Source organism: Prevotella phocaeensis, from assembly GCF_900065875.1.
Taxonomy (GTDB): domain Bacteria; phylum Bacteroidota; class Bacteroidia; order Bacteroidales; family Bacteroidaceae; genus Prevotella; species Prevotella phocaeensis.
In genome coordinates, this window is the sequence record NZ_LT160620.1 from 159,097 (window position 1) to 185,192 (window position 26,096).

Here is a 26,096-nt window from a genome sequence, read left to right on the forward strand (position 1 = left end):
ATTAATGTTGATTGTCTTCAGTTAATGTTCTCCGTACAGCATCTGCCCAATTTATTTTTGCTTTCATAATAGCTTCTGTATTATTTGTGTTCGATGAGAATTTCCGTTCCACTTTCCATTGCCGGTGAATCTCATCAATATCTTTCCAGTAGTTTACTGAGAGTCCTGCCAAGTATGCAGCACCGAGCGCGGTAGTCTCTGTAATCTTCGGACGGATAACTTCCGTGTTTAGTAAGTCTGCTTGGAATTGCATCATTAAATTGTTACGCGACGCACCGCCATCTACCTTTAGTTCTTTGATTGCTGTACCCGTGTCCCGCATCATAGCTTCTACAATATCGTATGTTTGGAAAGCAATCCCGTCCAAAGCAGCCCTTGCTATATGTGCAGCAGTAGTTCCACGGCTAATTCCACAAATAAGTCCTCTTGCGTATTGATCCCAATAAGGTGCAGCCAAACCAGTTAATGCAGGTACAAAGTAGACTCCGTTGGAATCTGTGACAGTAGACGCAAGGGCCTCTATTTCATCAGACGATTTGATAATGCCTAATCCGTCTCGCAACCATTGTACAACAGAACCACCGACAAAAATAGAACCTTCAAGAGCATATGTAACTTTATTTCCAATTTTCCATGCTATAGTGGTAAGAAGATTATTCTTCGATTCTACAGGTTCTTCTCCTGTATTCATAACCAAGAAACAGCCAGTTCCGTAAGTGTTTTTTACGCTCCCGGGTTCTACACACATCTGACCGAATAAGGCAGCCTGCTGGTCGCCTGCAATTCCTGAAATAGGAACTTTATGAGCAAATAGCGTTGTTTTTGTATGTCCGTAAACTTCACTGCAAGATTTTACTTCCGGCATCATCGAGCGAGGTATGTTGAATAATTGCAACAACTCGTCATCCCAGTCCAAAGTATGTATATTGAAGAGCATCGTACGACTCGCATTCGTTACATCGGTTACGTGTATTTCGCCACGAGTAAGCCGCCAAATTAACCAGCTATCTACAGTGCCGAACATTAATTTTCCCTGTTCAGCACGGGTACGTGCTCCGGGAACATTGTCCAGTATCCATTTAATTTTCGTTGCACTAAAATATGCATCGACGATCAATCCGGTTTTTTTGCGGATAAAATCGATCTTGCCCTCGGCTTTCAATTGATCACAATATTCAGATGTACGGCGATCTTGCCAAACAATAGCATTGTAAACAGGCTCTTCTGTTTCGGAATCCCAGACAATAGTTGTTTCTCGTTGATTGGTAATACCTATGCCGGCAATGTTCAAACCGTTGATGTCGATTTTGGAAATAGCCTCAGCTATAACAGATGCTTGGGATGCCCAAATCTCGTGAGGGTTATGTTCTACCCAACCGGAATGAGGGAAATATTGTGTAAATTCTCTTTGTGCAGATGAGCAGATTTCGCCTTCATGATTAAAAACAATAGCTCTTGAGCTGCTTGTTCCTTGATCTAATGATAGAATGTATTGTTCCATATCGTTTTTAGTTAATAGAGTGCCGTATATGTTGGTTTGGTAGATCGTGCCTAACACGCATACTGCACAAATTCGTAAGGTATATTTATTTTCGTTCTTTTGATAATAAAGTTTGGTTAGTGTTAAGATTTTCCGTTTTGATCTGCATCATATTTGATTAAGGCAAATATAAACATTAGGTCAATGTCTTCAAAATATTTTTATTTAATTTTTCCTCCTTTCTGCGAATTTATTTCTTTTGTCTTTTCTACATCTATGGCTTGTGCCAAGAGTGAAATAGGGTTTTCTACTTTTACTCCTGCAGACATTTCTATTTGCCATTTACACGTTTCGCAATCGGTTGAAACAACATCTACATTTTCTTCCTTTATTTGTTTGAAGAGAGAAGAGCCTATTTCTTGCGAACGCTGGTAATTTTCTTTCTTAAATCCGTAGGTTCCGGCAATACCGCAACATTGAGAATCCAGCATAAAAAAGTCAATTCCCGGAATCATTCTTAACAGCTGTGTGCTATACGGTATCCATCCTAACTTTTCCATGTGGCAGGCTGAATGATATGCTACACGTTTCTTAAAATCCGATCTGAAGGCAAGTTTTACTTCTCCGCTTGCTATAAGTTTATAAATGAAACGGGTGGCAAGTGTGATACCTTCACGCACATCAGCGGTTTCGAGACCGAGAACGTGTTCATATTCATCGCGCATGGTAAAAGCGCAGGTAGAACTTGTCGTAAGTACGATACGGCCTTGATCTTTGATAGATTTGCGTATCGATGCAATATTTATTTTGCCTTGTCGCTTTGCCTGTTTAGATAAACCATTCGCAATAAGAGCAACACCACAGCATTTCTCTTTCTCTAAAAGGTGTACTCCGTAGCCTATAGCATTCATGATCTTAACTAAATCTTTTCCCAATTGCGGGTAATTATAGTTTACATAGCAGCCGTGAAAATAACTTACATGCTTCGTAAACTTGTTTTGCTGTGGGGTTGCTTCCTTTTTAAACCATGTTTCAAACTTTTGAGAGGCATACGCAGGAAATGTCCTGTGTTTGTCTACGGCAATTGTAGAGTCCATGATAACCTTGACAGGCGACAGTCTTAAAGTCGTATTTATAATAGGTGCAAAGACTGTGGCCATACTACCGACAAAATCTGTATTAGCCAATACTCTGTCGCGCAAACTCGGTATGTGTGTACTGTATTTGCCTCGTGCAGATTGAATGATATCCGCAATTCTCACATCCGATGGGCATGCTACTTCACATCTTTTACAGTTGAGGCACAATTTCAGAGCCTCATCAAAGAATTTAGGGTTCTTTAGTCGATAACGTTCCTGATCCGGACCGGAATGCTTCGGGCCGGGATATTCCGGCGTAATGGCCGATACGGGACAGTAGGCCGTACAGATAGAACACTTGAGGCATTGCTCAAGGTTGTTCTCACTGATATTTTTCAATTGTATTCCATTTCCCATATCTGCTATTTTAATATATTTTCAGCGACTTTCAGTGCCGTTAGAAGCGATACGCCCGTACCGTCGGCCAATTTTAGATTATTGTGCCCACTCAACACGGAACCGGTTGCGTATAAGTTATCTATAGTTTTCCCTCCTTTCATTGCGTGGAATTGTGCGTCTGTCTTCACTCCGAATTCCATGTAAGGTTGTGAGTCGAAGATGTATTCTTTCGACCAATCGGCTCTGTAAAGGGCTGCATCAACATCAAGATTGAATACAGGTTCGTATATTCTGCGGTAATTGCTCGATAGACCATGACTAAGGAAAGAGCCTGAGCTCAATATGAAATATTCTGCTTCAAAGTCTTCGTCTTGCATTTTTTCGGTCTGTATACTGACAATTTTATCATTCTCTATGTTTCCGCTTACTACGGTGTTGCCAAGGAGATAGGTTCCTCCGTATCGGGTAAATAATTTCTTCAGCAAGATTGTGGCTCGCACCCCTGAAACCGAGGGGGGCAATGTTGCAACCATTTTGAGTGGTTTCTTTGTCGATAAATGCAGTTTCTCAATGGCTTCTCTGTTATTGAATCCCAATACTGCGGGCAGAATAAACAGTTCGGAGTCGGTTTCGATAAGGTTTAATTGTTGGGCGATTGTCTCAATATCTTCATCATTGGAGACGAGTTTTGCAATATTCGTTGCACGCATCTCTGTAGGACTTCGGCGTGCATTATCGGTAACCTTGGTGGAGATAGTCTTGATTTCACACTCCGTTGCATATTTGTTCAGGCCGGCTGCCAAGAATGCCGTGGGGAAATCCAAGAACCCCTTAATATTGACAATGTCTACCTTTTTCCACGGTAGTCGGTTATAAGTCTCCGATATTACTAACTCTTCAGCTGTGAGCCATGTGGGCTTCATTACTCCTACTGGTGTCAGCCGGTAATGATTTTGTTCTGTGTTTCCTATAACTTTAACGCCTGCTTCCGTCAACAATTCTTGTGCCTTATCTGCCAATAGAGGAATGTTGTCTATTCCAATCTTGACATACGGGTGATTTACACCCAATGTCTGCATCCCGTCTAATGGCTTATCAACGATTTCACCATTCGGTGTATAGCCCAATAAATCGAAAGAACCCGAGTGAAAATGCAGGCTGTTCTGCCCCGCAGAAATAATAACGACCTTCTTGCCGGCTTTAGATAAAGCAATTCCGGCAGTCAGACCGCTCAGTCCTCCTCCTATGATGATTACGTCAAATCTCATTTTGATATCTCTTTTCTATTTGCAAAAGCGTCAATTCCGCATAATCCCTCGTATATCGTTGCCATAAGTTGGGCCTCGTCTAATGATCTTCCCCATGCAACAGGTCGCATGCCTTTCCATCTTTCGTTGACAAAGCTGCCCAAGTCTGCCAACGTTTCATCCGGATTGTTACTTACGGAGCACATTACTCCGGCGGCTCTACATGCGCATAATTCGCTTTGGCATGTTCCCATACCTGTTCGGGTTCTACGGCGTAAATTTATAAGGTTGTGTACATGAAGTTTATCCATTGCATACTTTACTTCTCCCACGCTCACCTCTTCGCATTCGCATACAAGAGCTTTGTCTTCATCACTCGAGGCGCTTATCTCTTGAGCAAGATGCCCTTGGCGACCGCTTGCAGCGTTATGAGCCGTGGTGTATTTTTTGCTACTTTCGCGTGAAGACAATCCTTGGGAACCGGGTAACGGCGTGGTAGCAGTTTCACATATTTTCGTTACGCCCAATTTTTTGCAGGCAAGGTCGGTAGCTTTTTCTGCCATCAGCCGGTAAGTCATCATCTTACCGCCGGTAATTGTAATGAGACCGGCAAGGCCGTCTCGTATTTCATGATCCAAGCATACGATACCCCGACTGATACTTCTTCCCGACGGATCGTTATCTGCTGCTACCAATGGTCTTACCCCTGCATAGGCTCTGAGTATTCGAGTTGTGGCGAGATTTGGGGCAAGTTTTTCGCCTTCTTTTATCAGTGTGTCTACTTCTTCTGGCGTTATTTGCAGATTATCAATGGTCTCTATGGGTACCCGATCGCTTGTCGTACCTATTACGCATACGGTGTCGTCGGGTACCAATATATCTGCATTAGCAGGTTTGCGGCATCGATTAATAACCATGTTGTTAACTCTATGGCCGAATATCAGCAATGTACCTTTAGCAGGAAACATATTTACCTGTATCCCTGCCATGTTGGTAATAAGATTTCCCCAGATACCGGCAGCGTTGATGATTACTTCTGCATGTTTTTCAGATACTTCTCCCGTTCTGTTGTTACGGAGTTTTACACCAACGGCTCTGCCGTTTTCGATGATTAAAGCCGTAACCTCGTGATACGTCAGGGCTTCTGCACCGTGCTGACGTGCATCAAGAATGTTGGCTGTTGTAAGAAAAAAAGGATCTACAGAGGCATCGGGAACCCTTACTGCGCCAATTAAATCGGGATTTACAGCGGGCTCTATTCTTCTTGCTTCCTCGGGAGAAATAGTGATGGCTTTGATGCCGGCTTCGGTACATGCTTTGACAAAAGTCGCTTGGTAGCTGATGTCGTCTTCCGGTAAGGTTATGAAAAGACCGTCCGTTTCTTCTATGCAATGTCGCGCGATCTTGCGTAATATCATGTTTTCCCGAATACATTCCGTTGCCGATTCTTTGTCTGTCACGGCATATCGTGCACCGCTGTGCAACAAACCATGGTTGCGTCCTGTGGCTCCATTGGTGAAGTCGAGCTTTTCTACCAATAGAACACGTAAGCCCCTTAGGGCACAATCACGTGCTGTACCGGCACCTGTAATGCCACCACCTATAATGATAACGTCATAATGTTTATTAATATCCTTGTTCATTTGATCTTGTCGATAGTCGTATAAGGTTAGAAGCAAATTCTCTATTATGGAATGAAAGATGTTTATATTATTTTACTTTGTTTTCGAAACATATTTTGTTTTGATTGCAACAAAGATAAGTATTAATTCGAAAATATAGTTCTGTTATTAATATAGTTTAACTATATTTCTTCAATCTTGTTACTTTTCTCTTTCGTTTGTAGGCTACTGTTCTTTTTATACCATTTGCTAAGAAGATTTGAATGGTGAATGTTGTAGCCTGTTTTCCATAGGTTATGAGAGAAAGAGGAGCTTCCTCGCAACGTAAATGTAGTGGGCTTACACTCTTGTGGTTTCTGTATTTTACGTTGATTTACTATTCAAAAACAGAGAAAATTAAAAGGATGCATATATTCTGCCATTTGTCTGTGTTTTTTTAATTTATTGATGATCATTGAGATATGGTTGCTTTTAGTATGATGATATGATAGTAATGTAGTGGAAAATGTGTGCCGGATATCCTGAAAAGGATATTTATTTTTCGTATCGTATTGAGATATGCCTCGTGCAAATATATTGTATGGCCGGTGTAAAATAGGCGAAGTCTGTCAACTTATTGCAATGCCTATCGATATAGATAGGGTGTTTAGTGGAGGCATATATACTGTCTGTTGCTGATATGCATATCGATTGATTAGTATATAGGATACGTGTAGATTTGCTTTTTCCATTTTCTGTTTACGATAGTGTTAATATATTGTTAAATAGTTTTGTTTTGTAATTTCTCGTTTGTAAAACTCTTATCTTTGCATAAAATAGGTGGTGCCTCTGCAATTTCAAGTATGTTTGATTGCAATCGGTTTGCACTATCTTTGCAAAAAAATAAGACCGGCCATTTTATACGAGAGATATTTTCGATACGTTCGGTCTGTTTTTAGTCGACAATGATTTGTGAATTTTAATGTTCGTATTCCGCATGACGAAAGAAGATAGACAGTCGTTAATTCTCGAACAGCTCTTGAAGCAGGGCTCGGTTTTGGTTTCCGATTTAGCGGAAATTCTTGATGTTTCATCCGTTACTATTAGAAAAGACCTTACGGAGTTAGAAAAAGAGGGTAAACTTTACCGTAGTCATGGTAAAGCCATCGTTATCAATCCCTTTGCAAGCAACCGGTCTGTGAACGAAAAAGAAAAGCTATTCCCCGAAGAGAAGCAGGGAATAGGCAGAGAGGCTGCTAAACTTATCACACGTGACGATTCTATTATCATCGGTTCGGGTACTACTATGCATGCCTTAGCCGGACAAATACGGCCTATTCATAGGCTTACGGTGGTGGCTGCATCTCTACAAGTATCGGAAATATTGGCCCAGAACGATAGCATTGATATAATACAACTCGGGGGTATGGTGCGCCATAGCAGTCTGTCGGTAGTAGGACAGTATTGCGATGCCATACTGCAGGATTGCTCGTTTACGAAGCTTTTTCTGGGTGTAGACGGCATAGACTTCGATTTCGGTTTTACTACTACCGATATTCGTGAGGCCGAATTGAACCGGAAGATGATGCATGTAGCGCAGAAAACGATTATTCTTGCCGACTCGAGTAAGTTCGGAAGACGGGGGTTTGCCAAGATAGGAAATATAGAAGATATCGACGTTATTATCACTGATACCAAGATACCTTCTCCCATAGTTAGAGAGATAGAGGAACTTGGTATCGAACTTATCGTTGCCGGAGCGAAATTATTATAAAAGAATTACAATTTTTCGCATATTACATAAGCAAGGTTAAATAAAGACTAAGAATGCGTTCTTTTTAGTCAAAATGCTTGCGGATGTAAATGTTTTTAGCTAATTTTGTCCTTAAATATAATGTGTTAATATCCTTTAATGACTAAAACGGTAATATGTGCTTCTGTACATGTTTCAGATACTGAAACTTGACAGGCGGGGTGTGGATGCCCGATATGAAAAACAAAGGGCCGAACGGTATGTTAAAAATGTTCTTCCCATTTCTTAAAGGCAGGCGCACACTATTTAACAACTATGATTGCATTATCGGGTTATAATAGGTTTTCTGTGTCATTCGACCGATGATTGTCTGTTATACTCTCAATAAAATAATGAGTCGAACATTGGCTTAAAATACTTTATTATATGAATATCCCTTCAGAGTTTGATGAAATTCGCCCGTATGAACCGGAAGAATTACCAGCGGTGTACGAACGCTTGTTAAGCAATCCCCAGTTCAAGATGGTTATAACATATATCATGCCCGAAGTATCTTTTGAAGCTATTGCGGCAAAGATGCGTTCGTGTAAGACCAATCTCGAATTCCAAAAAGCTTTTTGTTATCCATTCCTTGAGAACTTGTTGGCAAAGGCAAGCAGAGGCTGCGATATGGATGCTTCTGCAGTAGACAATACATCAAGATATACTTTTATCAGTAATCATCGGGATATTGTTCTCGATTCGGCTTTGCTGGCCAAGCTGCTGATCGATGTCGGTTTTACCACTACATGCGAGATTGCAATAGGAGATAACCTGCTTTTTATTCCTTGGGTGAGCGATTTGGTACGTATCAATAAATCTTTTAAGGTAGAGCGAGGCTTACTGACAAGTGAGAAACTCAGGTCGAGTAAGCGTCTTGCAGACTACATGCACTTTGCTATTACGGAGAAAAAAGAGAATTTGTGGATTGCCCAGCGCGAAGGGCGATGCAAAGATTCTAATGACCGTACGCAAGATGCCATATTGAAAATGATGGTATTGGGTGGTAATGGAAATGTTATAGAAAGATTGAAAGAACTTCATCTTGTGCCGTTGTCTATTTCCTATGAGTTCGATCCATGCGATTTCCTGAAAGCACGTGAGGCTCAATGTAAGCGTGATATGCCGGATTGGAAGAAAGGGCCGGAGGATGATTTGGAAAGCATGAAGGTTGGCATATTTGGCTATAAAGGGCAGATACACTATCATTGTACACCATGTATCGATGATTTTATCGGGCGTTTGGAGCCTACACAACCGAAAGCGGATATCTTCAGAACAGTAGCAGAACATATTGATCATGCCATACATAAGAATTATCGTTTGTATCCTTGTAACTATATTGCACTCGATATGTTACACGGAACAGCGGAATATATGTCCCATTATACTGCCGAAGACAAGACTTCCTTTGAACAATATCTTGCCGGACAACTTGCTAAGATTGATATTCCGAATCGTGACGAGGCTTACTTGAAACAGTATATGTTGACAATGTATGCTAATCCTGCCATCAATTATTTGGCTGCACAATGAGGAGCGGAACGCTGTTAACCGTAATACTGTTGTTTATCTCATGCCATTCCGAGCATTATAAGACAGGAGATGGAAAGTATTCTTATCTGCGTTCCGATTTCGTAGAAGCTCACACTTCTGCTGCCGGAGTTTTCGATTATGTGGTTACAGACGATGGTGATACGCTTTCGATGCAACCGTATATGAAGGTTTCATGGGCACAAACGCCCGATTCTCTCTATCGTTGTTTGCTATATTACAATCATGTAAATGGGCGTGCAGAGCCGGTGTCGGTACGGAGTGTACCTGTAGTTGCATGTAAAAAAGCGTCGGATATCGACACTGTTTTTATGGATAAGCTCACGTTCGAGAGCGCATGGATCAGTCGAAACCGTAAATATTTGAACGTCGGTTTTTCGGTAAAAACCGGAAAAGATGGTACGACAGATCGCACACAGCGCATCGGACTGGTCTGCGATTCTATTGTCAATCGTACCAATGGCCGTAAAGAAATGTATCTTCGTATATTCCATGAGCAGAATGGAGTACCCGAATATTACAGCAGCAAGGGGTATATGAGTCTTCCGCTACAGGGGACTTCTGAAGGTACAACGTTCCACTTGTCCGCTAATACCTATAATGGGAAAGTGGAAAAAACTGTAAGTTATTAGCTTTTTGTTACGTTATTGTGTGACTTTTTGTATTTGTTCTCTGATCTCATCCATCAGTCTGTAGGTGTTTTTCAAACTGTCGAAATCGGAAATGTGCATGTCCTTTATCTTGTGTTCCACGGTGTTGGCAAAGGTTTCTATCTCGGAATAGAAACCTTGCGAGTAGATTTGGTTGTTCTCTGTGGTAGGAATGAAACCGTTTCTTCCGTAAAGGTTGATAGTCAGAATGTTGTTTTTGAAGACTTTTTCCAAAGGAATACCTGCAACGGACGAATGCTTCGGAGTAAAGTTTACGGCCTCCATTCGGTTCAATGAATACACTCCTTTCGATGTGTTGATATCCAATAAATCCTGTGCTGTCTGCCAAGAATAATCGGTAGAGAGCTCTAACGTTCCTAATAGGTGCCGGTGTTGTAAGATAAGGAATAAGGTTATTCCGCCTTTAAGAGGACTCTTTACTGTTTCTATAGCTTTTATCTGCGCTGCTCCAAAAAGGAATGTAACATAATCGAGCGGATGTATGAACAGGTCAAGTAAGGCATCTCCTTCGGGATAGAGCCCTGTCAGATAGCGGTAATGATAACTGTGTACGGTATCTTTTCGTAGTCGGTTCTGCAATATACAGGTACATGGAGAGAAGCGTCTTTGCAAACCTACGACGATATGTTCCGCGCCATAGAGCTTTATCTTGTCTGTCAATGTATTTAATTGGTATAAACTTTCGCATGGAGGTTTCTCTATAAACAGCGATTTACCACTTTTGAGTACTTCGCTTGCGATACTGAAATGTGCACGGGGAGTGGCAGATACGAACACTCCCTTGATGTTTTCGTCTGCCAATATCTCACTCAAAGAGTTCGTTCCTTTTATGCCTCTGTATTTTCTTTGTATCGTTTTCGCCTTTTCTGCAGATGTGCAACAGATATATTTTAGCGGAAGTTGAAGATGCTGGATGATGGGAAGCAGGTTGTTGAGACTATGTTTTCCGATGCCTACGAGTGCATATTGTTGTTCGTAGATATTCTCTAAAAATCTTTTACTACGCATTTGTTTGTATCTGTCGATGATAGTTTGTATTGCGCTCATTGTTACTTGTTTTATGTTTAATGTTTTTGATATGTTGTCTATAGGTTATGTTTCTTTCTCCTGTCCATTGGTATTTGCCGTAGAAGAGTTCGATTATTCGCTTAGGTAGCAGCCGTTCCAAGTTTCGAAGAAGGATAATGTCGTATTTACGATGATAGTTTATCCAACAGTTGTTGCATTCTTTCGAGTGCCGACATTGGATATTACGACCGGTTTTAGAATTGAAAATCTCGTCTAAACTGCTTGTGTGTATGTTCCCCAATGTTACATCCAAGTTTTGGCACAAGGGCACATCGCCGTTCGAATGTATGACCAGCTCGCTGAATATGCTGTGGCATCTCAGCTGCAGTCTTTTATTTCTCCATTCGTCGTACAGTGCTACGAAATCGTAGTTTTCTTCTGTCCGATGGATAGACAACGGTATTTTGTTGAGCCAATCGCTGTTGTCTGTATCGAGTAGGCCGGTAGTCGTGTCGAAAAATGACATCGTGCTGTAAATGCCGATCCTTACATCTACGCCGTATTCCTCGGCAATACTAATAACATGTTCCATATCTTTGAATGTGTTCCAAGGCGAAAGACAGAACATAAGCGATATGGGTACAAGGCTTTTACATTGCTCTACAACTTCGCGTACCTTGTTATATCCGTCGATACCTCTCATATATAAGTAGGTAGACCTATCTCCATCGAGCGATACATACAAATGTTTAGGCCGATGTCGTCTTAACGCTTCGATCACTTTTCGGGGAGCGAGACAGTTCGACAGCAATGTATAATTAGGATGATGTGTATCGAACCATTCTAATATCTCGTCTGCCTCGGGATGAAGAATGAACTCTCCGCCTTCTAAGCCTACCACTGTGTGTCGGGTTACACATTTGCTGTTCATAATTCGTTTGATATCGTTCAGACTCAAATGTTCTACAGGTTTCTTCCAAATGGAGCAGTGCTTGCAACGCGATTGGCAGCGAGTAGTAGAATATATCATTAAAGATGTAAGTTTTTTGTGTCTCTTTCGTATTACGTTATTGATAAAAAACAATCCGTTATGGATATAGTCGTAAATGGTATACATTGCTTTCCGTTAGTTCTCTTTCTTTATTTTAAAAGAGTGAGAACTAACAGAAAGACTGCACGACCTAATATTTTCTTTTCCTCACATTATAGACTTTTATCTGTTGTTACCACGTTAGTCTCAGACCGAACGGTACTGTTATCGTGAATGGGTGTTCTGTGCGGTAGGTCTGAATATCGCTTCCGTTTCTGAAATAATAGAACATGTTGGGTTCTATATAGAAGCTGAACGGCTTGAAAATGCGATACTGAATACCTATACCAAGATTGGCAGACCATTGACACGGTGGTTGTATATCACCTTTTATATTATATGATGAGTCGGCTGTTACAATGTATTCTTTATTGAGCGAGCTATGAACAGGCATCTCAAATGTAACGCCTCCGGTCGTATAAGCATTTAATTTCCCTTTCCCCCAGATGCGATAAGTCAGCCGGAGCGGTAGGCCTATGTAGTCTATCTTCTGCGTCTTTTTGGTGGAGGCTTTATGGAATTCGCCTTCGAATACCGATTTCAGCCTTGTATAGTTTACTCCCGTACCGAAGAACCAATGCGGACTTAATTGCTTATTGAGTGAGAGTCCGAAAGTCATCGGACGGTAATGATGTGCACGTTCGCCTAATCCTCCTTCCGTACTTTGGTCATTATTGGCGAGAATATGATTGATATTGGCCCGTTCTGTGGAGTCCATCAGTAAACTGTTCCTATTGTAATAGTCTCGATATTCGTCCCAAGAATGAATTTTAGCGGTAGCTCCTCCGTTGGCATAGTCTACAACCGACAGATAATTAAGGTTAGACAGTGCGTCGCCCATCGTAGGATTAGAGGAATATCCGAAGTTTATCGTCCACGGAAATCTCTTCTTTTGTGTGCCGTGCATATTATTCACAGCTACGTTATTTATGGGCAAAACATTCCTTTGTAGGAATACGGAATCGTCTATGCCGGCAGTCTTTGTCGTGGTTTTTCTTATGGAATCGATATTGAATGCTAAATTCTGTTTGGTGCTGTCGTCATGACTGTAAGCAATGATACGATTTATTGTACTGTCTTTCTGCTCAATAATGTAGGTAGGTGTAGTGCTTTTAATCCATTTGTTTTCTTCTTGTTTACCAGTTATTTCCCGATGATTTTCAACGAAAGAAGGTTCCTTTCTCTTAATATTTTCCGTTTTATTTTTCGAAGTATAATAAATGTATAGCGGAATAAATACTGGTAACAAAAGAATTATCCAATACTTTACCAATATATTTCGCAGTATTTTCTTTGCTCTGAACAGCTGGGAAGAAGAACTATGTGGAGCAATACCGAGCAATTCACCTATCTCCTTGTGCGATAAGCCGTCCAATACAGACAACTTGAAAACCTCTCGATGCCCTTTTGGAAGGGCTTCTATCGCCATGAGCAAAGTATCTAAAGGAATAGTTTCTTTATCGTTTGTCGTTCCTGTTGTTAGGCAGTCTGTATCGATGTCGGATAAAGGAATTTTCTTATCTTTTGTATTTCGGAGATATTTCAGGGAGAGATTACGCACAATGGTTATCATCCATCCCTCCAATTTCGAATAATCTTTCAGTGATGTTATAGAGGTGAAAATGATGATAAAGGCATCATGAAGAATATCTTGGGCTATAATTTCATCTTTTACGTAATGGCGGCATATTTTCAATAATTTGTGAGAATATGCCTTATACAGATATCCCAGAGCATCTTTGTCGCCCTGTTTGCAAGCCTCTGTCAGTTCCTTATTTTCCATAAGAAGATCATTCCTTTTATATAAAAGGAGTATCATTCTATTTAAAGACTGCACGGAACTTGAGATTTTTTATTTTGTTACGTTCAAATAAAGTCATCGCCGTTACGATAATAAAGTAACAGTGATGATTTTATTTGATAAGGTAGATAGAAAAATAATTATTTATCTAATTTGATTTTTAAATGTTCCAGCATATCTGTCGTCATACTCTGCAGATCGTAGGAGGGCTTCCAAGCCCATTCTTCACGTGCACATATATCGTCTAACCGGTCGGGCCAACTTTCGGCAATGCATTGTTTGAGCGGATCTACTTCGTATTCCATTTCAAAATCCGGTTTATGTTTTCTGATCTCGGCACAGATGTTTTCCGGTGCAAAACTCATCGAAGCGATGTTGAACCCGTTGCGGTGAACGAGCTTGGTGGGATCGGCTTCCATAAGCATGATACACGCTTTCAGAGCATCGGGCATGTAAATCATATCCATATACGTACCTTTTTGGATGGGACAAATGAACTTTCGGTTTTCAGCTGCAGCATAATAAATATCTACAGCATAGTCGGTCGTTCCGCCTCCGGGGGGTGTTACATAAGAGATTACCCCGGGAAATCTTACCGAACGTGTATCTACTCCGTATTTTAGAAAGTAGTAGTCGCTCAGCAGTTCGGTCGTTACTTTGGTAACGCCATACATTGTCCGCGGCCGTTGAATGGTATCTTGCGGTGTCATTACTTTAGGTGTGTCGGGGCCAAATGAACCGATAGAGCTCGGCGTAAATACGGCACATCTGTTTTCTCGGGCAGCTTCCAAGATGTTCCAAAGACCGTCTATCCCGATTTTCCATGCCAAATGCGGTTTCGATTCGGCTACAACAGAAAGCAACGCTGCGAGGTTATAAATCGTATCGATATCGTATTTCTTAATTACATCGGCTATCATGGCGGCGTCGGTTACGTCGGCTGGTGCCGACGGCCCGCCGTCTTTTAGTTCGCCTTTGGGCTCTGCGCCTCGGATATATCCGGCAATTACATGTTCGCTTCCATAAGTTTTTCTTAATTCTCTTGTCAGTTCAGAACCGATTTGTCCTGTAGAACCTATGATCAAGATATTTTTCATGTAGTTATTAATTAGTTTGATGTTACATTTATAGCCTGCAAATTAAGCGATTTTTTTTCATATTTATTTATTTTTGTACGATAAAATCATGCTCTATTCCCGCTATTTTATAAAAAATAACACTAATAAAAAACGATTATCGGAAATATTGATTTACTTTGTGACAATAATTTTTAAATCTCAGTATCATGTATGGTAAAATGAAAGAACACCTCAGTAAGAACCTTTCGGAACTGAGGAAAGCTGGGCTTTATAAGGAAGAACGTTTGATTGAAAGCCCGCAAAATTCGTCTATCACCGTAAAAGGAAAAGAAGTACTTAACTTTTGTGCCAATAATTATCTTGGCCTTTCTAACCATCCGAGACTCATAGAAGGGGCTAAAAAGATGATGGATCGTCGTGGTTTCGGTATGTCTTCGGTGCGCTTTATCTGCGGTACGCAGGATATACACAAAGAACTTGAGGCAGCTATCTCTGATTATTTCAAGACAGAGGATACTATTCTTTATGCAGCATGCTTCGATGCTAACGGCGGTGTTTTCGGTCCGTTGTTCGGCGAGGAGGATGCTATTATCTCGGATGCCCTTAATCATGCTTCTATTATAGATGGTGTGCGTCTGTGCAAGGCCAAGCGTTATCGCTATGCCAATGCCGATATGGCCGAGCTCGAACATTGCTTGAAGGAGGCGCAGGCGCAGCGATATCGCATCATTTGTACCGATGGAGTGTTCTCGATGGATGGTAATGTGGCGCCTGTCGATAAGATATGCGATCTCGCGGAGCGGTATGATGCACTCGTAATGGTAGACGAATCTCACTCTGCAGGGGTGGTCGGAGCCACCGGTCATGGCGTAAGTGAGCTGAAAGGCACGTACGATAGGGTAGATATTTATACCGGCACGTTGGGCAAGGCGTTCGGTGGAGCGCTCGGAGGCTTTACTACCGGTCGCAAAGAAATTATCGAAATGCTCAGGCAGAGCAGTCGTCCGTATCTGTTTTCCAATTCGCTTGCTCCTTGTATCATTGGTGCCAGTCTCGAGGTGTTCAAGATGCTAAAGGAGGATAACAGCCTGCACGACCGGCTTGTAGAGAATGTAAACTACTTCCGCGATAGGATGATGTCGGCAGGATTTGATATAAAACCCACGCAAAGTGCTATCTGTGCGGTGATGCTTTACGATGCTCCGTTGTCGCAAGAGTATGCTGCTCGTTTGCTTGACGAGGGCATCTACGTTACCGGTTTCTACTATCCGGTGGTGCCAAAGGGCGAAGCACGCATCCGTGTACAACTGTCTGCTGCCCATACACGCGAGCAGTTGAACAAATGTATCAATGCTTTCGTGAAGATAGGCAGGGAACTCGGCGTTCTCAAATAGAGATGCGAGAATACTTTCCGGCCTTTCGGGCAGGAGAGAAGTTATAATCTTATACATGCAGGATATATCTTTTCTTTTCTAATCTGTTGGAAAAGCGATTGATAGATGTATGGTCTGTGCGGAATAGCTGTGCCGTTTGTGCTTGATAGGTGTATGAATTGTGTTTGAAAGACGTATCGTCTATTTCGAATGTATATAAGAAACAGGCGCCTCGGAATAAGAATGTTCGAGGCGCCTGTTATGTTTTTATTCGTGCTGTAAGTTATACTTTACAGCGTTTCCAATATTTTTTTCAACACTACTTCGGCACTGATTTCGCGATTGGCCGCTTCGGGTATCACAAGCGAATGGTCGCCTTCGATCACGTCGTCCGTTACGATAAGGCCGCGACGCACGGGCAGACAGTGCATAAAATAACCGTTGTTCGTCCAACTCATGTGCTCCGTGTCGATTGTCCAGCTCATATCTTCGCTCAATATTTTACCGTAGTCGGCCGCGTTTCTTACCCCCGGACAGCTCCAGTTCTTGGCATATACGAAGTCTGCCCCCTGCAAAGCCTTCTTTTGATCGTACTCGATACGGGCGTTACCCGTAAAGCTCGGTTCCAATTCATAGCCTTCGGGATGCGTGATAACGAAGTCTGCATCGGCGGCATTCATCCATTGAGCGAAAGAATTCGGTACAGCTTGCGGCAATGCACGGCAGTGGGGCGCCCATGTGAGTACCACTTTAGGACGGGCAGACTGCCGGTATTCCGCTATTGTAATCAGGTCGGCAAAGGCTTGCAAGGGGTGAACGGTAGCCGTCTCCATGGCCACTACCGGCCGGCCGCTGTACTTTACGAACTGATTAACGACCGTTTCGGCGTAGTCGTATGTACGGTCTGTGAGTCCTGCAAACGAGCGCACGGCGATAATATCGCAATAACTTGCCATCACAGGTATGGCTTCAAGCAGATGTTCACTGCGGTCTCCGTTCATTATAACGCCGCGTTCGGTCTCTAATTTCCATGCTCCGGCGTTCACATCCAGTACGATGACGTTCATTCCCAAGTTCATCGCGGCCTTTTGGGTACTCAGTCTGGTACGCAGACTGTTATTGAAGAAGATCATCAGAAGCGTTTTGTTTTTGCCGAGTTGTTGGAACCCGAAGCGGTTATTCTTAATCGCTTGTGCCTCTTCGAGCGCCTTGTTGAGGTCGCCGATGTCGTGAACGTTGAAGAAATGTCTCATAAAAAAGTCTCCCTTGTCCATTCTCAATGTGGGGTATATGAATGAATGAATTTAAATATGTTTTATAAAAAGTCGATACACATTGATGTATTCAACGCGCGTCAGCACATTGTTGTCTATCTTTAATTGCAAAGATTTTATCGATATCAACAACGTTCGTAAATGCCGGCTCTTTCGTTTTATTGGTTATTATTATCCTTTTCCCTGATTTCCACACGACGAATTTTACCACTGATGGTTTTGGGCAGTTCTTCCACGAACTCTATCACGCGCGGATATTTATAGGGCGCAGTTACACGCTTTACGTGGTTTTGCAGCTCTTTTATTAATTCATCGCGCGCTTTGGTCTTCCATTCTTGTGCCAGAACTACGGTGGCTTTCACCACCATACCGCGTATTTCATCGGGTACTCCGGTAATGGCACATTCCACAACTGCGGGGTGTGTCATCAACGCACTCTCTACCTCGAACGGTCCGATACGGTATCCGGAACTCTTGATCACGTCGTCTGCCCGTCCTACAAACCAGTAGTAACCGTCTTCATCGCGCCATGCTATGTCGCCCGTATGGTACATGCCGTCGTGCCAGACCTTCTCCGTAAGAGCTTCGTCGCGGTAGTATCCCTTGAACAGACCGATGGGTTTCCGGCCACGTATGCGAATGCAAATTTCGCCTTTTTCACCATCTTCGCACTCTACACCGTCGCTCTTCATCAGACGTATGTCGTATTGCGGGTTAGGTTTGCCCATTGAACCGGGCTTAGGTTTAGTCCATGGGAATGTTCCAAGCGTCATTGTAGTCTCCGTTTGCCCAAATCCTTCCATCAAACGGATGCCGGTTAGGCGGTAAAAATGGTCGAATACCGACGGATTGAGCGCCTCTCCGGCGGTGGTGCAGTATTGTAATGACGATAGATCATACTTACTGAAGTCTTCGCGAATCATGAACCTGTAAACGGTAGGTGGTGCGCAGAACGATGTTATATGGTACTTCTCGATCTGTCGCATGAGCTTCTCGGCCGTGAATTTCTCGTGGTCGAACACGAAAACCGTGGCACCTGCGAACCATTGACCGTAGAGCTTACCCCACACGGCCTTACCCCAACCTGTGTCGGCCACGGTAAGATGAATGCTTTCTTCCGACAGATTGTGCCAGAATACGCCCGTGGTTAGATGACCGAGAGCATAAAGAAAGTCGTGTGCAACCATCTTCGGTTCGCCGCTCGTGCCGCTTGTAAAGTACATAAGCATGGTATCTTCATTGGTATTCACATGTTCCGGACGCACGAATTTCGGGGCCTTGTTCCATTCATCCTCCCAATGATGGAAGCCTGTATGCGCCGTCTTGCCTATGCTGACCAGTATCTTAACCGTTGGACTTTCGGGCATTGCCTCTAATATTTGGTTCAATATGTATTCGTCGTCAGCACAGATAATCGCCTTAATGCCTGCTCTTTGATTACGATAAACTATATCGTGTTTGGTCAACATGTGGGTGGCAGGGATGGCAACAGCACCGAGTTTGTGCAATGCAAGCATAGACAACCACCACTGATAGTGCCGTTTAAGGATCAACATTACCTTGTCATCGTGCCCGATACCGAGAGATTGGAAGTAACTTGCTACCTGATCGGTCTGCTCTTTAATATCTTTAAAGGTGAAATGTAGCTCCTCTCCTTGTTCGTTTGCCCACAACAAAGCCAGCTTGTCGGGCTTTTCGTTTGCCCAAGCATCCATAACATCGTATGCAAAATTGAACTTCTCGGGCACGATGAAGTGCATGTTACGCTTGTAATCCGTCTCGGATGTGAAATGCGTTTGCGTTAAAAATCTTTCTATCATCTTGTTTCTTCCTTTATATTACAATGCATAAAAACTTCACAGGCTCGCCGTTGAGCGCACGCATGCAGTGCATATTGGTGGAGTTGAAGTAAATGCTGTCGCCCGGGTTCAGTACGAGTATCTTGTCTCCAATGGTTATTTCGAGTACTCCTTCGAGTATAAGATCGAACTCCTGTCCGTCGTGTGCGTTCTTATTATGGTTGGTATCGCCGGGCAAGGGCGACACTGTAACAAGGAAAGGCTCTATCTTTCGCCCTCGAAAACCGGCTGCCAAACTCTGGTATTGGTAGTCTTTACTGCGATCAATACTAAAGCCTTGACCCTTTCGGGTGAGGAAGTATGCGTTCATACGCGGCTCCTCACCGAAGAGAAGCACATCAAGATCGATGCCATATCGTTTGGATATCTTGGTTAATCTGTACACGGAAGGATCGGCTTCTCCTGCTTCTATCTTCAGATAATGCTCCAAAGAGATGCCGCAAAGCTCGGCAACTTCTTCGGCAGGAATATCCAATACGTCGCGAAGACCTTTCAGGCGTTGTCCTATTTGTTTGATTGCTTCTTCCATAAAAATACGTTTTAAGTTCGCCCAAAAGTACGAAAACTTTTCTTAAATGTAAGAATGAGCCGGTCTTTTTATTTAGGATAGTCTAAATAAACGCAAAAAACTTGCACAGTATATGTTGGGAGTGTGCAGAATAGAGGGTAGATGCAGCGTTGTTATTTTTACAGTGTCGCAGCGGCGCGTTTGCAGGCTGTAGGATTTATACCTATGGTCTATGTTCCTTGGAATGCCTGTTTAAGCTCCTTAGATATGTCTGCTGGCGGACATAGACCATAGGTCTGTCGGAATTGCTTGGCAAACGGTGCTTATCTATAGGTTTGTGCTGGTGCTGTTTGGGCGGATGTATGTGAGCCCCAACTTTACGTTGTCAGATGGTTGCAAGTGCTTTTTTGAGTCGCCACACGAAGTCTTCGGCCTCGCCTTTCGATAGGCATAGCGGCGGTAGCAGACGCAGAATATTGGTTGAGGCGCAACCTGTAAAGCAGTGTTCCTTATAGACCAGCCTCGATCTAACCTCTTTGTATGGCACGTCTAAGTCGATACCGATCATCAATCCGCGCCCTCTAACATCGGTAATATGCCGCTCTGTCTTTTGCAGGGCCTTCAGCTGGTCTATTAAGTACTCGCCTATATTGTGGGCGTTCTGCACTAAATGCTCGCTTTCCATTACATCGAGCACGGATAGAGCGGCCGTGCATGCAAGATGATTGCCACCGAAAGTGGTGCCGAGTTGCCCATATACCGGTTCAAAAGCGGGCGAAATGAGCACGCCTCCCATAGGGAAACCGTTGCCGATACCCTTGGCTACGCTAATTAGATCGGGCTTTATGCCGAGCCATTGATGGGCAAAAAACTTGCCGCTACGGCCATATCCGCATTGTATTTCGTCACATATCAGCACTGTTCCGTACTTCTTGCAGGCTTGAGTCAAGCCTTTAGCGAACTCAGGAGTGGCCGATCGGATGCCTCCGACGCCCTGAATGCACTCGATAATGCAGGCTGCAACGTTGCTTTTGGCAAGCTCTTGTTCCCATACATCGAGATTGTTGAGAGGAAGGAAGGTCACATGATCGTTGTTGTTTACGGGGGCAGCGATCTTAGGATTATCGGTTACCTCTACTGCGAGCGATGTACGGCCGTGGAAAGACTTCTCTGCGGCGAGGATACGCCGCCTGCCTGTCTTGAACGAAGCGAGCTTCAGACAGTTTTCGTTGGCCTCCGCACCACTGTTGATGAGGAAAAGACGGTAGTCATCATAGCTGCTTATCTTGCCTAAACGTTCGGCCAACTGTTGTTGTAATGTGTTGACAACCGAATTACTGTAAAAGCCGAGTTTGCCTATTTGGCCGGTTATCGCCTTTACATAGTGCGGATGACTGTGCCCGATGCTGATAACAGCGTGCCCGCCGTACAGGTCTAAATACTCTTGACCGTGCGAGTCCCACACTTTGCAGCCCTTGCCTCTAACGATGTTTATATCGAACAGCGGATATACGTCGAATAGTTTCATAAGATACCTCCCTCATCCCCTCCGAAAGAGGGGTGTGCCTATGTGAATTATTTCTTCGGCACGTTTCTTTTGGTTATTGTGTATATTATATAATAATGATAGGAATTGGTCTTGATTCGGTGGCTTCTTCCCATCGTCTGAGGGGTGGATAGAAGTTAAAAAGCGCTCGCCTTCAATCTCAATCCGGCGGCTTCGTCGATGCCGAACATAATGTTCATGTTCTGTACAGCTTGACCTACCGCCCCTTTAAGTAGGTTGTCGATGCACGAGGTGACTAAAAGTCTGTCGCCATACTTATCGCAATGCACCAATGCTTTGTTGGTGTTTACCACCTGTTTCAGGTCGATAGCCCTGTCGGTGTAGTGGGTGAACGCCGCATTTTTATAGAACTCCTTGTAACCTTTCGTAATCGTATCGATGTCGGCATGTGTGTGCAGCACCGACGTAGCGAATATCCCGCGGGCGAAATCGCCGCGATAAGGAATGAAATCTATACTTGCTTCCAGAAATCCCTGTACCTGCCGAAGGCTTTGCACGATCTCCGGAACGTGCTGATGCGTAAAGGGTTTGTAAATACTTAGGTTGTTGTTTCGCCACGAGAAGTGGGTGGTAGCACTCGTACTTTGTCCGGCTCCCGTCGATCCGGTAATGGCATTCACCGCCACATCGCTGCGGATAAGCTGCATCTTCGCGGCGGGCAGCAGCGCTAACTGTATGCAGGTAGCGAAACATCCCGGGTTGGCAACATGCACGGATCGAGCTATACGGGCGTTGTTTATTTCGGGCAATCCGTATACATAGTCGTTCTCGGGAGCTTCCAAGCGGAAGTCTTGTGCCAAATCGATGATCTTTACATGTGCCGGAATGGTATGCTCTTTGAGAAAGGTTGCGCTCTTACCGTGGCCGAAGCAGAAGAACAGCACATCTACAGCGTCGAAAGGTGTCTCCGAGGTGAACCGCATGTCGGTTTCACCCAGCAGTCCTTCGTGTACTTCGGCAATAAGATTGCCGGCATTGCTCTCGCTGTTGACGAACACGATTTCGGCTTCCGGATGGTTTATCAGCAGGCGGAAAAGCTCTCCGCCCGTATAACCGGCACCGCCAAGTATTCCTATTTTTATCATAAGATGAGGCCCCTACCGAACCTCCTTCGGCAGAGGAGAGTTGCTGTTGGGGGCGTTTGTTATTGTTGTTCTTATTGTTTTTCTCTTTCCGAAGCCTCCTATACAGGGGGAAGTCGGTAAGAGTAATCTCATTCTTCGGGCATGACAAACCAGCAGATCAGGTAGATAATGATGCCGCTGAAGGCCGTGCAAACTGTGAGTATTGCATAGATAATGCGGAAAAGCGTTACGTCTACGTCCAAATAATTGGCCCATCCGCTGCATACACCCGCTATCATACGATTGTTGGAACGAACTATTTTTTTACCATTTGCCATAATATGTTATCTTTAAATGTTTTGTCTATTAGACGCGATGCATAAGGAGGAAGTTGCAAAATGTACTGTTTTTCCGGATGAGATGCCGTGAAATAAACCTTTGCAGGATGCCTCTCTCCTTGGAAAGGGTAGGGAAAAGCAACAGTATTACCTCTCTTCGTCGGGGTGAATACCATAATATACGCGCAATGGAGTACTCGACACCTTGATAAATCCCTTGGCTTCTTCGGCCGTCCACCCGTGTTGCATCTCACCGTATTCACCGAGTTTCGACTTCAAGAGGTCGTCTGCAGACTCGACACCCACGGTCTCAAAGCCCAACGGACGGAGCTTTAGGATCGCCGTACCGTTCACATGTCGCTGCGAAGAGGTCAGCATAGCCTCGATATCTGGCATCACCGGTTCCAGATATTGGCTCTCATGCAAGAACATTCCGTACCAGTTAGCTACCTGATCTTTCCAGTATTGCTGCCATTTACTTAATGTGTATTTCTCTAAGAGGCGGTGTGCTTCGATAATAAGAAGCGGTGCAGCAGCCTCAAAGCCTACACGTCCCTTTATTCCGATGATGGTGTCGCCCACGTTGCAGTTACGCCCGATGGCGTAAGAGGCGCCGATTTCTTCTATTTTTTGTATGGCCTGTATCTTGTCTTCGTACGGTTTACCGTTCACAGAACTAATTTCGCCTTTGGTAAACGTTATTTTCAGAAGCGATTCTTCGTGCCTGTTCACGTGTTTCAGATAGGCTTCTTCGGGCAAACCTTGTGCAGATACCAGCAGTTCACCACCACAAATGCTCGTTCCCCAGATACCTACGTTGTAGCTATATCGCAGTTTGGCGAAGTCAGCTTTAAAGCCATGCGCATTCAGATAGTCCACCTCCTCCTGACGACTGAGTGCATGGTCGCGCGTAAGAGTTATGATTTCGATGCCCGGAGCCATCACCAAGAAAGTCATATCGAAGCGTATTTGATCGTTACCTGCACCGGTGGAGCCATGTGCAATGGCATCTGCGCCGATCTCTTTGGCATACCTTGCGATGGCTATTGCTTGGAATATGCGCTCCGAAGATACCGAAATGGGATAACAGTTGTTACGCATAACGTTGCCAAATATCATGTATTTCAGCGATTTTTCGTAATATTCCTGCGTTACATCGAGTGTAACGTACTCCTTGGCGCCTAATTTATAAGCGTTAGCCTCGTTGTTTTTCAGCTGTTCAGCACCGAAACCGCCCGTATTGGCGCATGCTGCGTAAACGTCATACCCATCTTGTGCGAGCTTCATCACCGTATAAGAGGTGTCTAATCCGCCCGAAAAAGCGACAACAACTTTCTTTTTTTCCATATTTGTTTATTCTGTTTTTCCGTCTATTTTCTTAATTCTATCGATGACATCTGCAGGAATTCGTGCCGGCAGATGTTCGTCGGGATCGTATAACATAGCCGTGCAAATGCAGTAACGCCTATCGGTTCGGTGCAACACATCTACGTTCACACAGCCTTCGCAGCCCCGCCAAAACGCCTCGTCATCGGTCAAATCCGAGAACGTTACGGGGTGGTATCCCAGTTGCGTATTCATTTTCATTACGGCAGAGCCGCTCGTCAGCGAGAATATCTTGGCTTTCGGCCAGCGGATACGTGCCAGTGTGAAAGTCATATTCTTGATACGTTTGGAAAGTCCTCTGCCGCGGAAGTCGGGATGAACGATGAGTCCGGAGGTGGTAACGTAATGCTTATTGCCCCATGTTTCTATGTAACTGAACCCCGCGAATGTATCTCCGTGCAGCGCAATTACCGCTTTTGCTTCCCTCATCTTGATGGTCAGATATTCGTGGGTGCGCTTGGCGATGCCCGTACCACGTACTTTCGCCGCTTCTGCAATGGTCTGAAGAATGGTGTCGACGTACTTCTCGTGAGAGGTATCGGCTACCATCACTTTAATCTCTTCCATTCTTTTACGTTTCTATCAGATATTCGAGATAATGCTGTTCAGCGTGTCTGTCAGCGTATCTTGGTGCGAACCTTCCTTCATAACGATGAATATAGTGTCGTCGCCCGCTATGGTTCCCAGTATTTCGGGTATGCTGCTGTTGTCTATGTTGTAGGCGATACTGCTGGCATATCCCGGGCGCGTTTTGATTACACCGATGTTTCCGGAGTAGTTGATGGATATGAAACCCGGCGTGCGCGTCATCTCTATTGCCGACAGAGGTTTGTGTACGCGCTTATACATGGTCTCGTTGGGCAGCACATAAACATATTTACCGTTCATACTGGCAGCCTTTGCCACCTTCAGTTGCTTCAGGTCGCGGCTCAGGGTGGCTTGGGTAATCTTGAAGCCCTCGCGCTTTAACGCCTGCAGAACCTCTTCCTGACTGCCCAATTCTTTACTCGAAATGAGCATCTTCAGGGCTTCCATCCTACTATTCTTTATCTTCATGAGATGTATTTTTATACGTTTAATCGTTGCAAATATACGATTTGTGGCTTAAATATCCAAATAATCTCGCATAAATATTTATATTTTAAGGCAAATTTAGTAACTTTTCGTATCAAATAGAGCATATTTATACAAAAGTAGGACGAAGGGCGTGTTTTGTTTTGTGCTTATTTTCATTAGCGCTATATGTGCCGTGTAAAGCGGATAAACGACACTTTTAAGATTGTTAGATGTATGGTTTATCGGCGACAGGAGGCAGATGTAAGGTGTATTGTTTGGCGGTCTGTCGGGATTGTTTTATCTTTGTAGTCGTGAAAGATCGATTGAAAATAACAGGAATTAATAACAGAAAGCGATGTTGAAAGAAGGATTGACGCATACAAGCAGGCTCATTGTAAACAGCAAGAATACGGCTCTGTCGATGGGATCGGGTGACCTTGAAGTGCTTGCCACACCTGCCATGATGGCATTGATGGAGAATGCAGCCATGCTGGCTGTGGCAGATGAGTTGCCTGAAGGCTCGTCTACCGTGGGCGGACATATAGAGTGTTCGCACTTGAAGCCCACCGGAATGGGCGAGGAAGTGGAGGCTACGGCTATATTAAATAAGGTGGAAGGGAGGAAGCTCTACTTTCATGTTACGGCAAAACAAGGCGATACGGTGATCGGGGAGGGCGAACATCTGCGCTTTATCATAGACCGTGAGCGCTTCTTGGCTAAGTTATGAGTCGAAATCTTGCAGGTTTCGACTTGTTGTAGTTAAGGAGTTAGGTAGTTAAGTTCTTAAGCCGTTGGTTTTATGCCGTGGAAATTTTGGCGGAAATAGATAGTAAACCCCACGGTTTAGCTACTTAACGACGGGTTTGTTTA

The 26,096-nt window shown here is 43.8% G+C and carries 22 protein-coding genes; 5 read left to right on the forward strand and 17 right to left on the reverse strand.

The features are described from left to right. Position 1: 1 nt before the first annotated feature. The 4 genes from glpK to glpA form a co-directional block, all read right to left on the reverse strand. Complete coding sequence (gene glpK / locus BN3912_RS02230) at positions 2–1,501, reverse strand: glycerol kinase GlpK (protein ID WP_023984354.1); 1,500 nt, start codon at positions 1,499–1,501, stop codon at positions 2–4. A 200-nt stretch (positions 1,502–1,701) separates the two neighbouring features. Further along, on the reverse strand, positions 1,702–2,976 hold the full coding sequence (glpC, locus tag BN3912_RS02235) for an anaerobic glycerol-3-phosphate dehydrogenase subunit GlpC (RefSeq protein ID WP_023984355.1): 1,275 nt from the start codon (positions 2,974–2,976) through the stop codon (positions 1,702–1,704). Between the two features lie 5 nt (positions 2,977–2,981). Continuing rightward, positions 2,982–4,226 carry an anaerobic glycerol-3-phosphate dehydrogenase subunit GlpB gene (gene glpB, locus BN3912_RS02240; RefSeq protein WP_023984356.1) on the reverse strand — a complete coding sequence of 415 codons (1,245 nt, stop codon included), beginning with the start codon at positions 4,224–4,226 and terminating at the stop codon, positions 2,982–2,984. Then, positions 4,223–5,848: an anaerobic glycerol-3-phosphate dehydrogenase subunit A gene (gene glpA / locus BN3912_RS02245; RefSeq protein WP_036859454.1), complete on the reverse strand. Its 1,626-nt coding sequence runs from the start codon at positions 5,846–5,848 to the stop codon at positions 4,223–4,225. Before glpA ends, glpB begins: the two co-directional genes overlap by 4 nt. A gap of 955 nt (positions 5,849–6,803) precedes the next feature. Between glpA and BN3912_RS02250 the strand changes: the two genes are divergently transcribed. The 3 genes from BN3912_RS02250 (at position 6,804) to BN3912_RS02260 (ending at position 9,784) form a co-directional block, all read left to right on the forward strand. Then, positions 6,804–7,580, forward strand: a complete 777-nt coding sequence (locus BN3912_RS02250) for a DeoR/GlpR family DNA-binding transcription regulator (protein ID WP_023984359.1) — start codon at positions 6,804–6,806, stop codon at positions 7,578–7,580. A 405-nt stretch (positions 7,581–7,985) separates the two neighbouring features. Then, the gene (locus BN3912_RS02255) at positions 7,986–9,134 is read left to right on the forward strand and encodes a 1-acyl-sn-glycerol-3-phosphate acyltransferase (protein ID WP_023984360.1); all 1,149 of its coding nucleotides are present in this window, start codon (positions 7,986–7,988) and stop codon (positions 9,132–9,134) included. Continuing rightward, positions 9,131–9,784, forward strand: coding sequence for a NigD1/NigD2 family lipoprotein (locus tag BN3912_RS02260; protein ID WP_023984361.1), 654 nt, complete (start codon positions 9,131–9,133; stop codon positions 9,782–9,784). Before BN3912_RS02255 ends, BN3912_RS02260 begins: the two co-directional genes overlap by 4 nt. A gap of 12 nt (positions 9,785–9,796) precedes the next feature. On the opposite strand, the gene BN3912_RS02265 is transcribed toward BN3912_RS02260, so the two are convergent. The 4 genes from BN3912_RS02265 to BN3912_RS02280 form a co-directional block, all read right to left on the reverse strand. Beyond that, the gene (locus BN3912_RS02265; RefSeq protein WP_023984362.1) at positions 9,797–10,870 is read right to left on the reverse strand and encodes a Gfo/Idh/MocA family protein; all 1,074 of its coding nucleotides are present in this window, start codon (positions 10,868–10,870) and stop codon (positions 9,797–9,799) included. After that, positions 10,824–11,948 carry a radical SAM/SPASM domain-containing protein gene (locus tag BN3912_RS02270; protein ID WP_023984363.1) on the reverse strand — a complete coding sequence of 375 codons (1,125 nt, stop codon included), beginning with the start codon at positions 11,946–11,948 and terminating at the stop codon, positions 10,824–10,826. The genes BN3912_RS02265 and BN3912_RS02270 overlap by 47 nt, the downstream gene beginning before the upstream one ends. A 106-nt stretch (positions 11,949–12,054) precedes the next feature. Beyond that, entirely contained in the window at positions 12,055–13,704 is a 1,650-nt protein-coding gene (locus BN3912_RS02275; protein WP_016665506.1) for a sigma-70 family RNA polymerase sigma factor, read from the reverse strand. Positions 13,705–13,862: 158 nt separating this feature from the next. Then, positions 13,863–14,819: an NAD-dependent epimerase/dehydratase family protein gene (locus tag BN3912_RS02280; protein ID WP_004369426.1), complete on the reverse strand. Its 957-nt coding sequence runs from the start codon at positions 14,817–14,819 to the stop codon at positions 13,863–13,865. A gap of 188 nt (positions 14,820–15,007) precedes the next feature. Here BN3912_RS02280 and kbl point away from each other — a divergent pair, with 188 nt between their 5' ends. Then, positions 15,008–16,195 carry a glycine C-acetyltransferase gene (gene kbl, locus BN3912_RS02285; protein WP_004369427.1) on the forward strand — a complete coding sequence of 396 codons (1,188 nt, stop codon included), beginning with the start codon at positions 15,008–15,010 and terminating at the stop codon, positions 16,193–16,195. Between the two features lie 269 nt (positions 16,196–16,464). Here kbl and BN3912_RS02290 read toward each other — a convergent pair whose 3' ends face one another. From BN3912_RS02290 to argR, 9 genes are all read right to left on the reverse strand, one after another. Then, positions 16,465–17,427 carry a Rossmann-fold NAD(P)-binding domain-containing protein gene (locus BN3912_RS02290; protein ID WP_036859576.1) on the reverse strand — a complete coding sequence of 321 codons (963 nt, stop codon included), beginning with the start codon at positions 17,425–17,427 and terminating at the stop codon, positions 16,465–16,467. 179 nt (positions 17,428–17,606) lie between these two features. Continuing rightward, positions 17,607–19,268: an AMP-binding protein gene (locus BN3912_RS02295; RefSeq protein ID WP_004369430.1), complete on the reverse strand. Its 1,662-nt coding sequence runs from the start codon at positions 19,266–19,268 to the stop codon at positions 17,607–17,609. A 13-nt stretch (positions 19,269–19,281) separates the two neighbouring features. Further along, on the reverse strand, positions 19,282–19,836 hold the full coding sequence (locus tag BN3912_RS02300; RefSeq protein ID WP_004369431.1) for a helix-turn-helix domain-containing protein: 555 nt from the start codon (positions 19,834–19,836) through the stop codon (positions 19,282–19,284). 364 nt (positions 19,837–20,200) lie between these two features. Further along, positions 20,201–21,343, reverse strand: coding sequence for an aspartate aminotransferase family protein (locus BN3912_RS02305; RefSeq protein ID WP_004369432.1), 1,143 nt, complete (start codon positions 21,341–21,343; stop codon positions 20,201–20,203). Positions 21,344–21,498: 155 nt separating this feature from the next. Continuing rightward, entirely contained in the window at positions 21,499–22,467 is a 969-nt protein-coding gene (gene argC / locus BN3912_RS02310) for an N-acetyl-gamma-glutamyl-phosphate reductase (RefSeq protein ID WP_004369433.1), read from the reverse strand. Positions 22,468–22,595: 128 nt separating this feature from the next. Further along, complete coding sequence (locus BN3912_RS02315) at positions 22,596–22,784, reverse strand: PspC domain-containing protein (RefSeq protein WP_016665507.1); 189 nt, start codon at positions 22,782–22,784, stop codon at positions 22,596–22,598. 147 nt (positions 22,785–22,931) lie between these two features. Further along, on the reverse strand, positions 22,932–24,131 hold the full coding sequence (locus tag BN3912_RS02325; RefSeq protein ID WP_023984364.1) for an argininosuccinate synthase: 1,200 nt from the start codon (positions 24,129–24,131) through the stop codon (positions 22,932–22,934). 6 nt (positions 24,132–24,137) lie between these two features. Continuing rightward, positions 24,138–24,737, reverse strand: coding sequence for a GNAT family N-acetyltransferase (locus BN3912_RS02330; protein WP_004369437.1), 600 nt, complete (start codon positions 24,735–24,737; stop codon positions 24,138–24,140). A gap of 15 nt (positions 24,738–24,752) precedes the next feature. Then, positions 24,753–25,226, reverse strand: coding sequence for an arginine repressor (gene argR / locus BN3912_RS02335; RefSeq protein ID WP_023984365.1), 474 nt, complete (start codon positions 25,224–25,226; stop codon positions 24,753–24,755). A 355-nt stretch (positions 25,227–25,581) separates the two neighbouring features. Between argR and BN3912_RS02340 the strand changes: the two genes are divergently transcribed. Continuing rightward, complete coding sequence (locus BN3912_RS02340) at positions 25,582–25,953, forward strand: thioesterase family protein (protein WP_023984366.1); 372 nt, start codon at positions 25,582–25,584, stop codon at positions 25,951–25,953. Positions 25,954–26,096: the final 143 nt, after the last annotated feature.

Coding starts and splice junctions, on each gene's coding strand:
- glpK (WP_023984354.1), bottom strand. CDS start 1,501: ATGGAACAATACATTCTATCATTAGATCAAGGAACAAGCAGCTCAAGA.
- glpC (WP_023984355.1), bottom strand. CDS start 2,976: ATGGGAAATGGAATACAATTGAAAAATATCAGTGAGAACAACCTTGAG.
- glpB (WP_023984356.1), bottom strand. CDS start 4,226: ATGAGATTTGACGTAATCATCATAGGAGGAGGACTGAGCGGTCTGACT.
- glpA (WP_036859454.1), bottom strand. CDS start 5,848: ATGAACAAGGATATTAATAAACATTATGACGTTATCATTATAGGTGGT.
- BN3912_RS02250 (WP_023984359.1), top strand. CDS start 6,804: ATGACGAAAGAAGATAGACAGTCGTTAATTCTCGAACAGCTCTTGAAG.
- BN3912_RS02255 (WP_023984360.1), top strand. CDS start 7,986: ATGAATATCCCTTCAGAGTTTGATGAAATTCGCCCGTATGAACCGGAA.
- BN3912_RS02260 (WP_023984361.1), top strand. CDS start 9,131: ATGAGGAGCGGAACGCTGTTAACCGTAATACTGTTGTTTATCTCATGC.
- BN3912_RS02265 (WP_023984362.1), bottom strand. CDS start 10,870: ATGAGCGCAATACAAACTATCATCGACAGATACAAACAAATGCGTAGT.
- BN3912_RS02270 (WP_023984363.1), bottom strand. CDS start 11,948: ATGTATACCATTTACGACTATATCCATAACGGATTGTTTTTTATCAAT.
- BN3912_RS02275 (WP_016665506.1), bottom strand. CDS start 13,704: ATGGAAAATAAGGAACTGACAGAGGCTTGCAAACAGGGCGACAAAGAT.
- BN3912_RS02280 (WP_004369426.1), bottom strand. CDS start 14,819: ATGAAAAATATCTTGATCATAGGTTCTACAGGACAAATCGGTTCTGAA.
- kbl (WP_004369427.1), top strand. CDS start 15,008: ATGTATGGTAAAATGAAAGAACACCTCAGTAAGAACCTTTCGGAACTG.
- BN3912_RS02290 (WP_036859576.1), bottom strand. CDS start 17,427: ATGAGACATTTCTTCAACGTTCACGACATCGGCGACCTCAACAAGGCG.
- BN3912_RS02295 (WP_004369430.1), bottom strand. CDS start 19,268: ATGATAGAAAGATTTTTAACGCAAACGCATTTCACATCCGAGACGGAT.
- BN3912_RS02300 (WP_004369431.1), bottom strand. CDS start 19,836: ATGGAAGAAGCAATCAAACAAATAGGACAACGCCTGAAAGGTCTTCGC.
- BN3912_RS02305 (WP_004369432.1), bottom strand. CDS start 21,343: ATGAAACTATTCGACGTATATCCGCTGTTCGATATAAACATCGTTAGA.
- argC (WP_004369433.1), bottom strand. CDS start 22,467: ATGATAAAAATAGGAATACTTGGCGGTGCCGGTTATACGGGCGGAGAG.
- BN3912_RS02315 (WP_016665507.1), bottom strand. CDS start 22,784: ATGGCAAATGGTAAAAAAATAGTTCGTTCCAACAATCGTATGATAGCG.
- BN3912_RS02325 (WP_023984364.1), bottom strand. CDS start 24,131: ATGGAAAAAAAGAAAGTTGTTGTCGCTTTTTCGGGCGGATTAGACACC.
- BN3912_RS02330 (WP_004369437.1), bottom strand. CDS start 24,737: ATGGAAGAGATTAAAGTGATGGTAGCCGATACCTCTCACGAGAAGTAC.
- argR (WP_023984365.1), bottom strand. CDS start 25,226: ATGAAGATAAAGAATAGTAGGATGGAAGCCCTGAAGATGCTCATTTCG.
- BN3912_RS02340 (WP_023984366.1), top strand. CDS start 25,582: ATGTTGAAAGAAGGATTGACGCATACAAGCAGGCTCATTGTAAACAGC.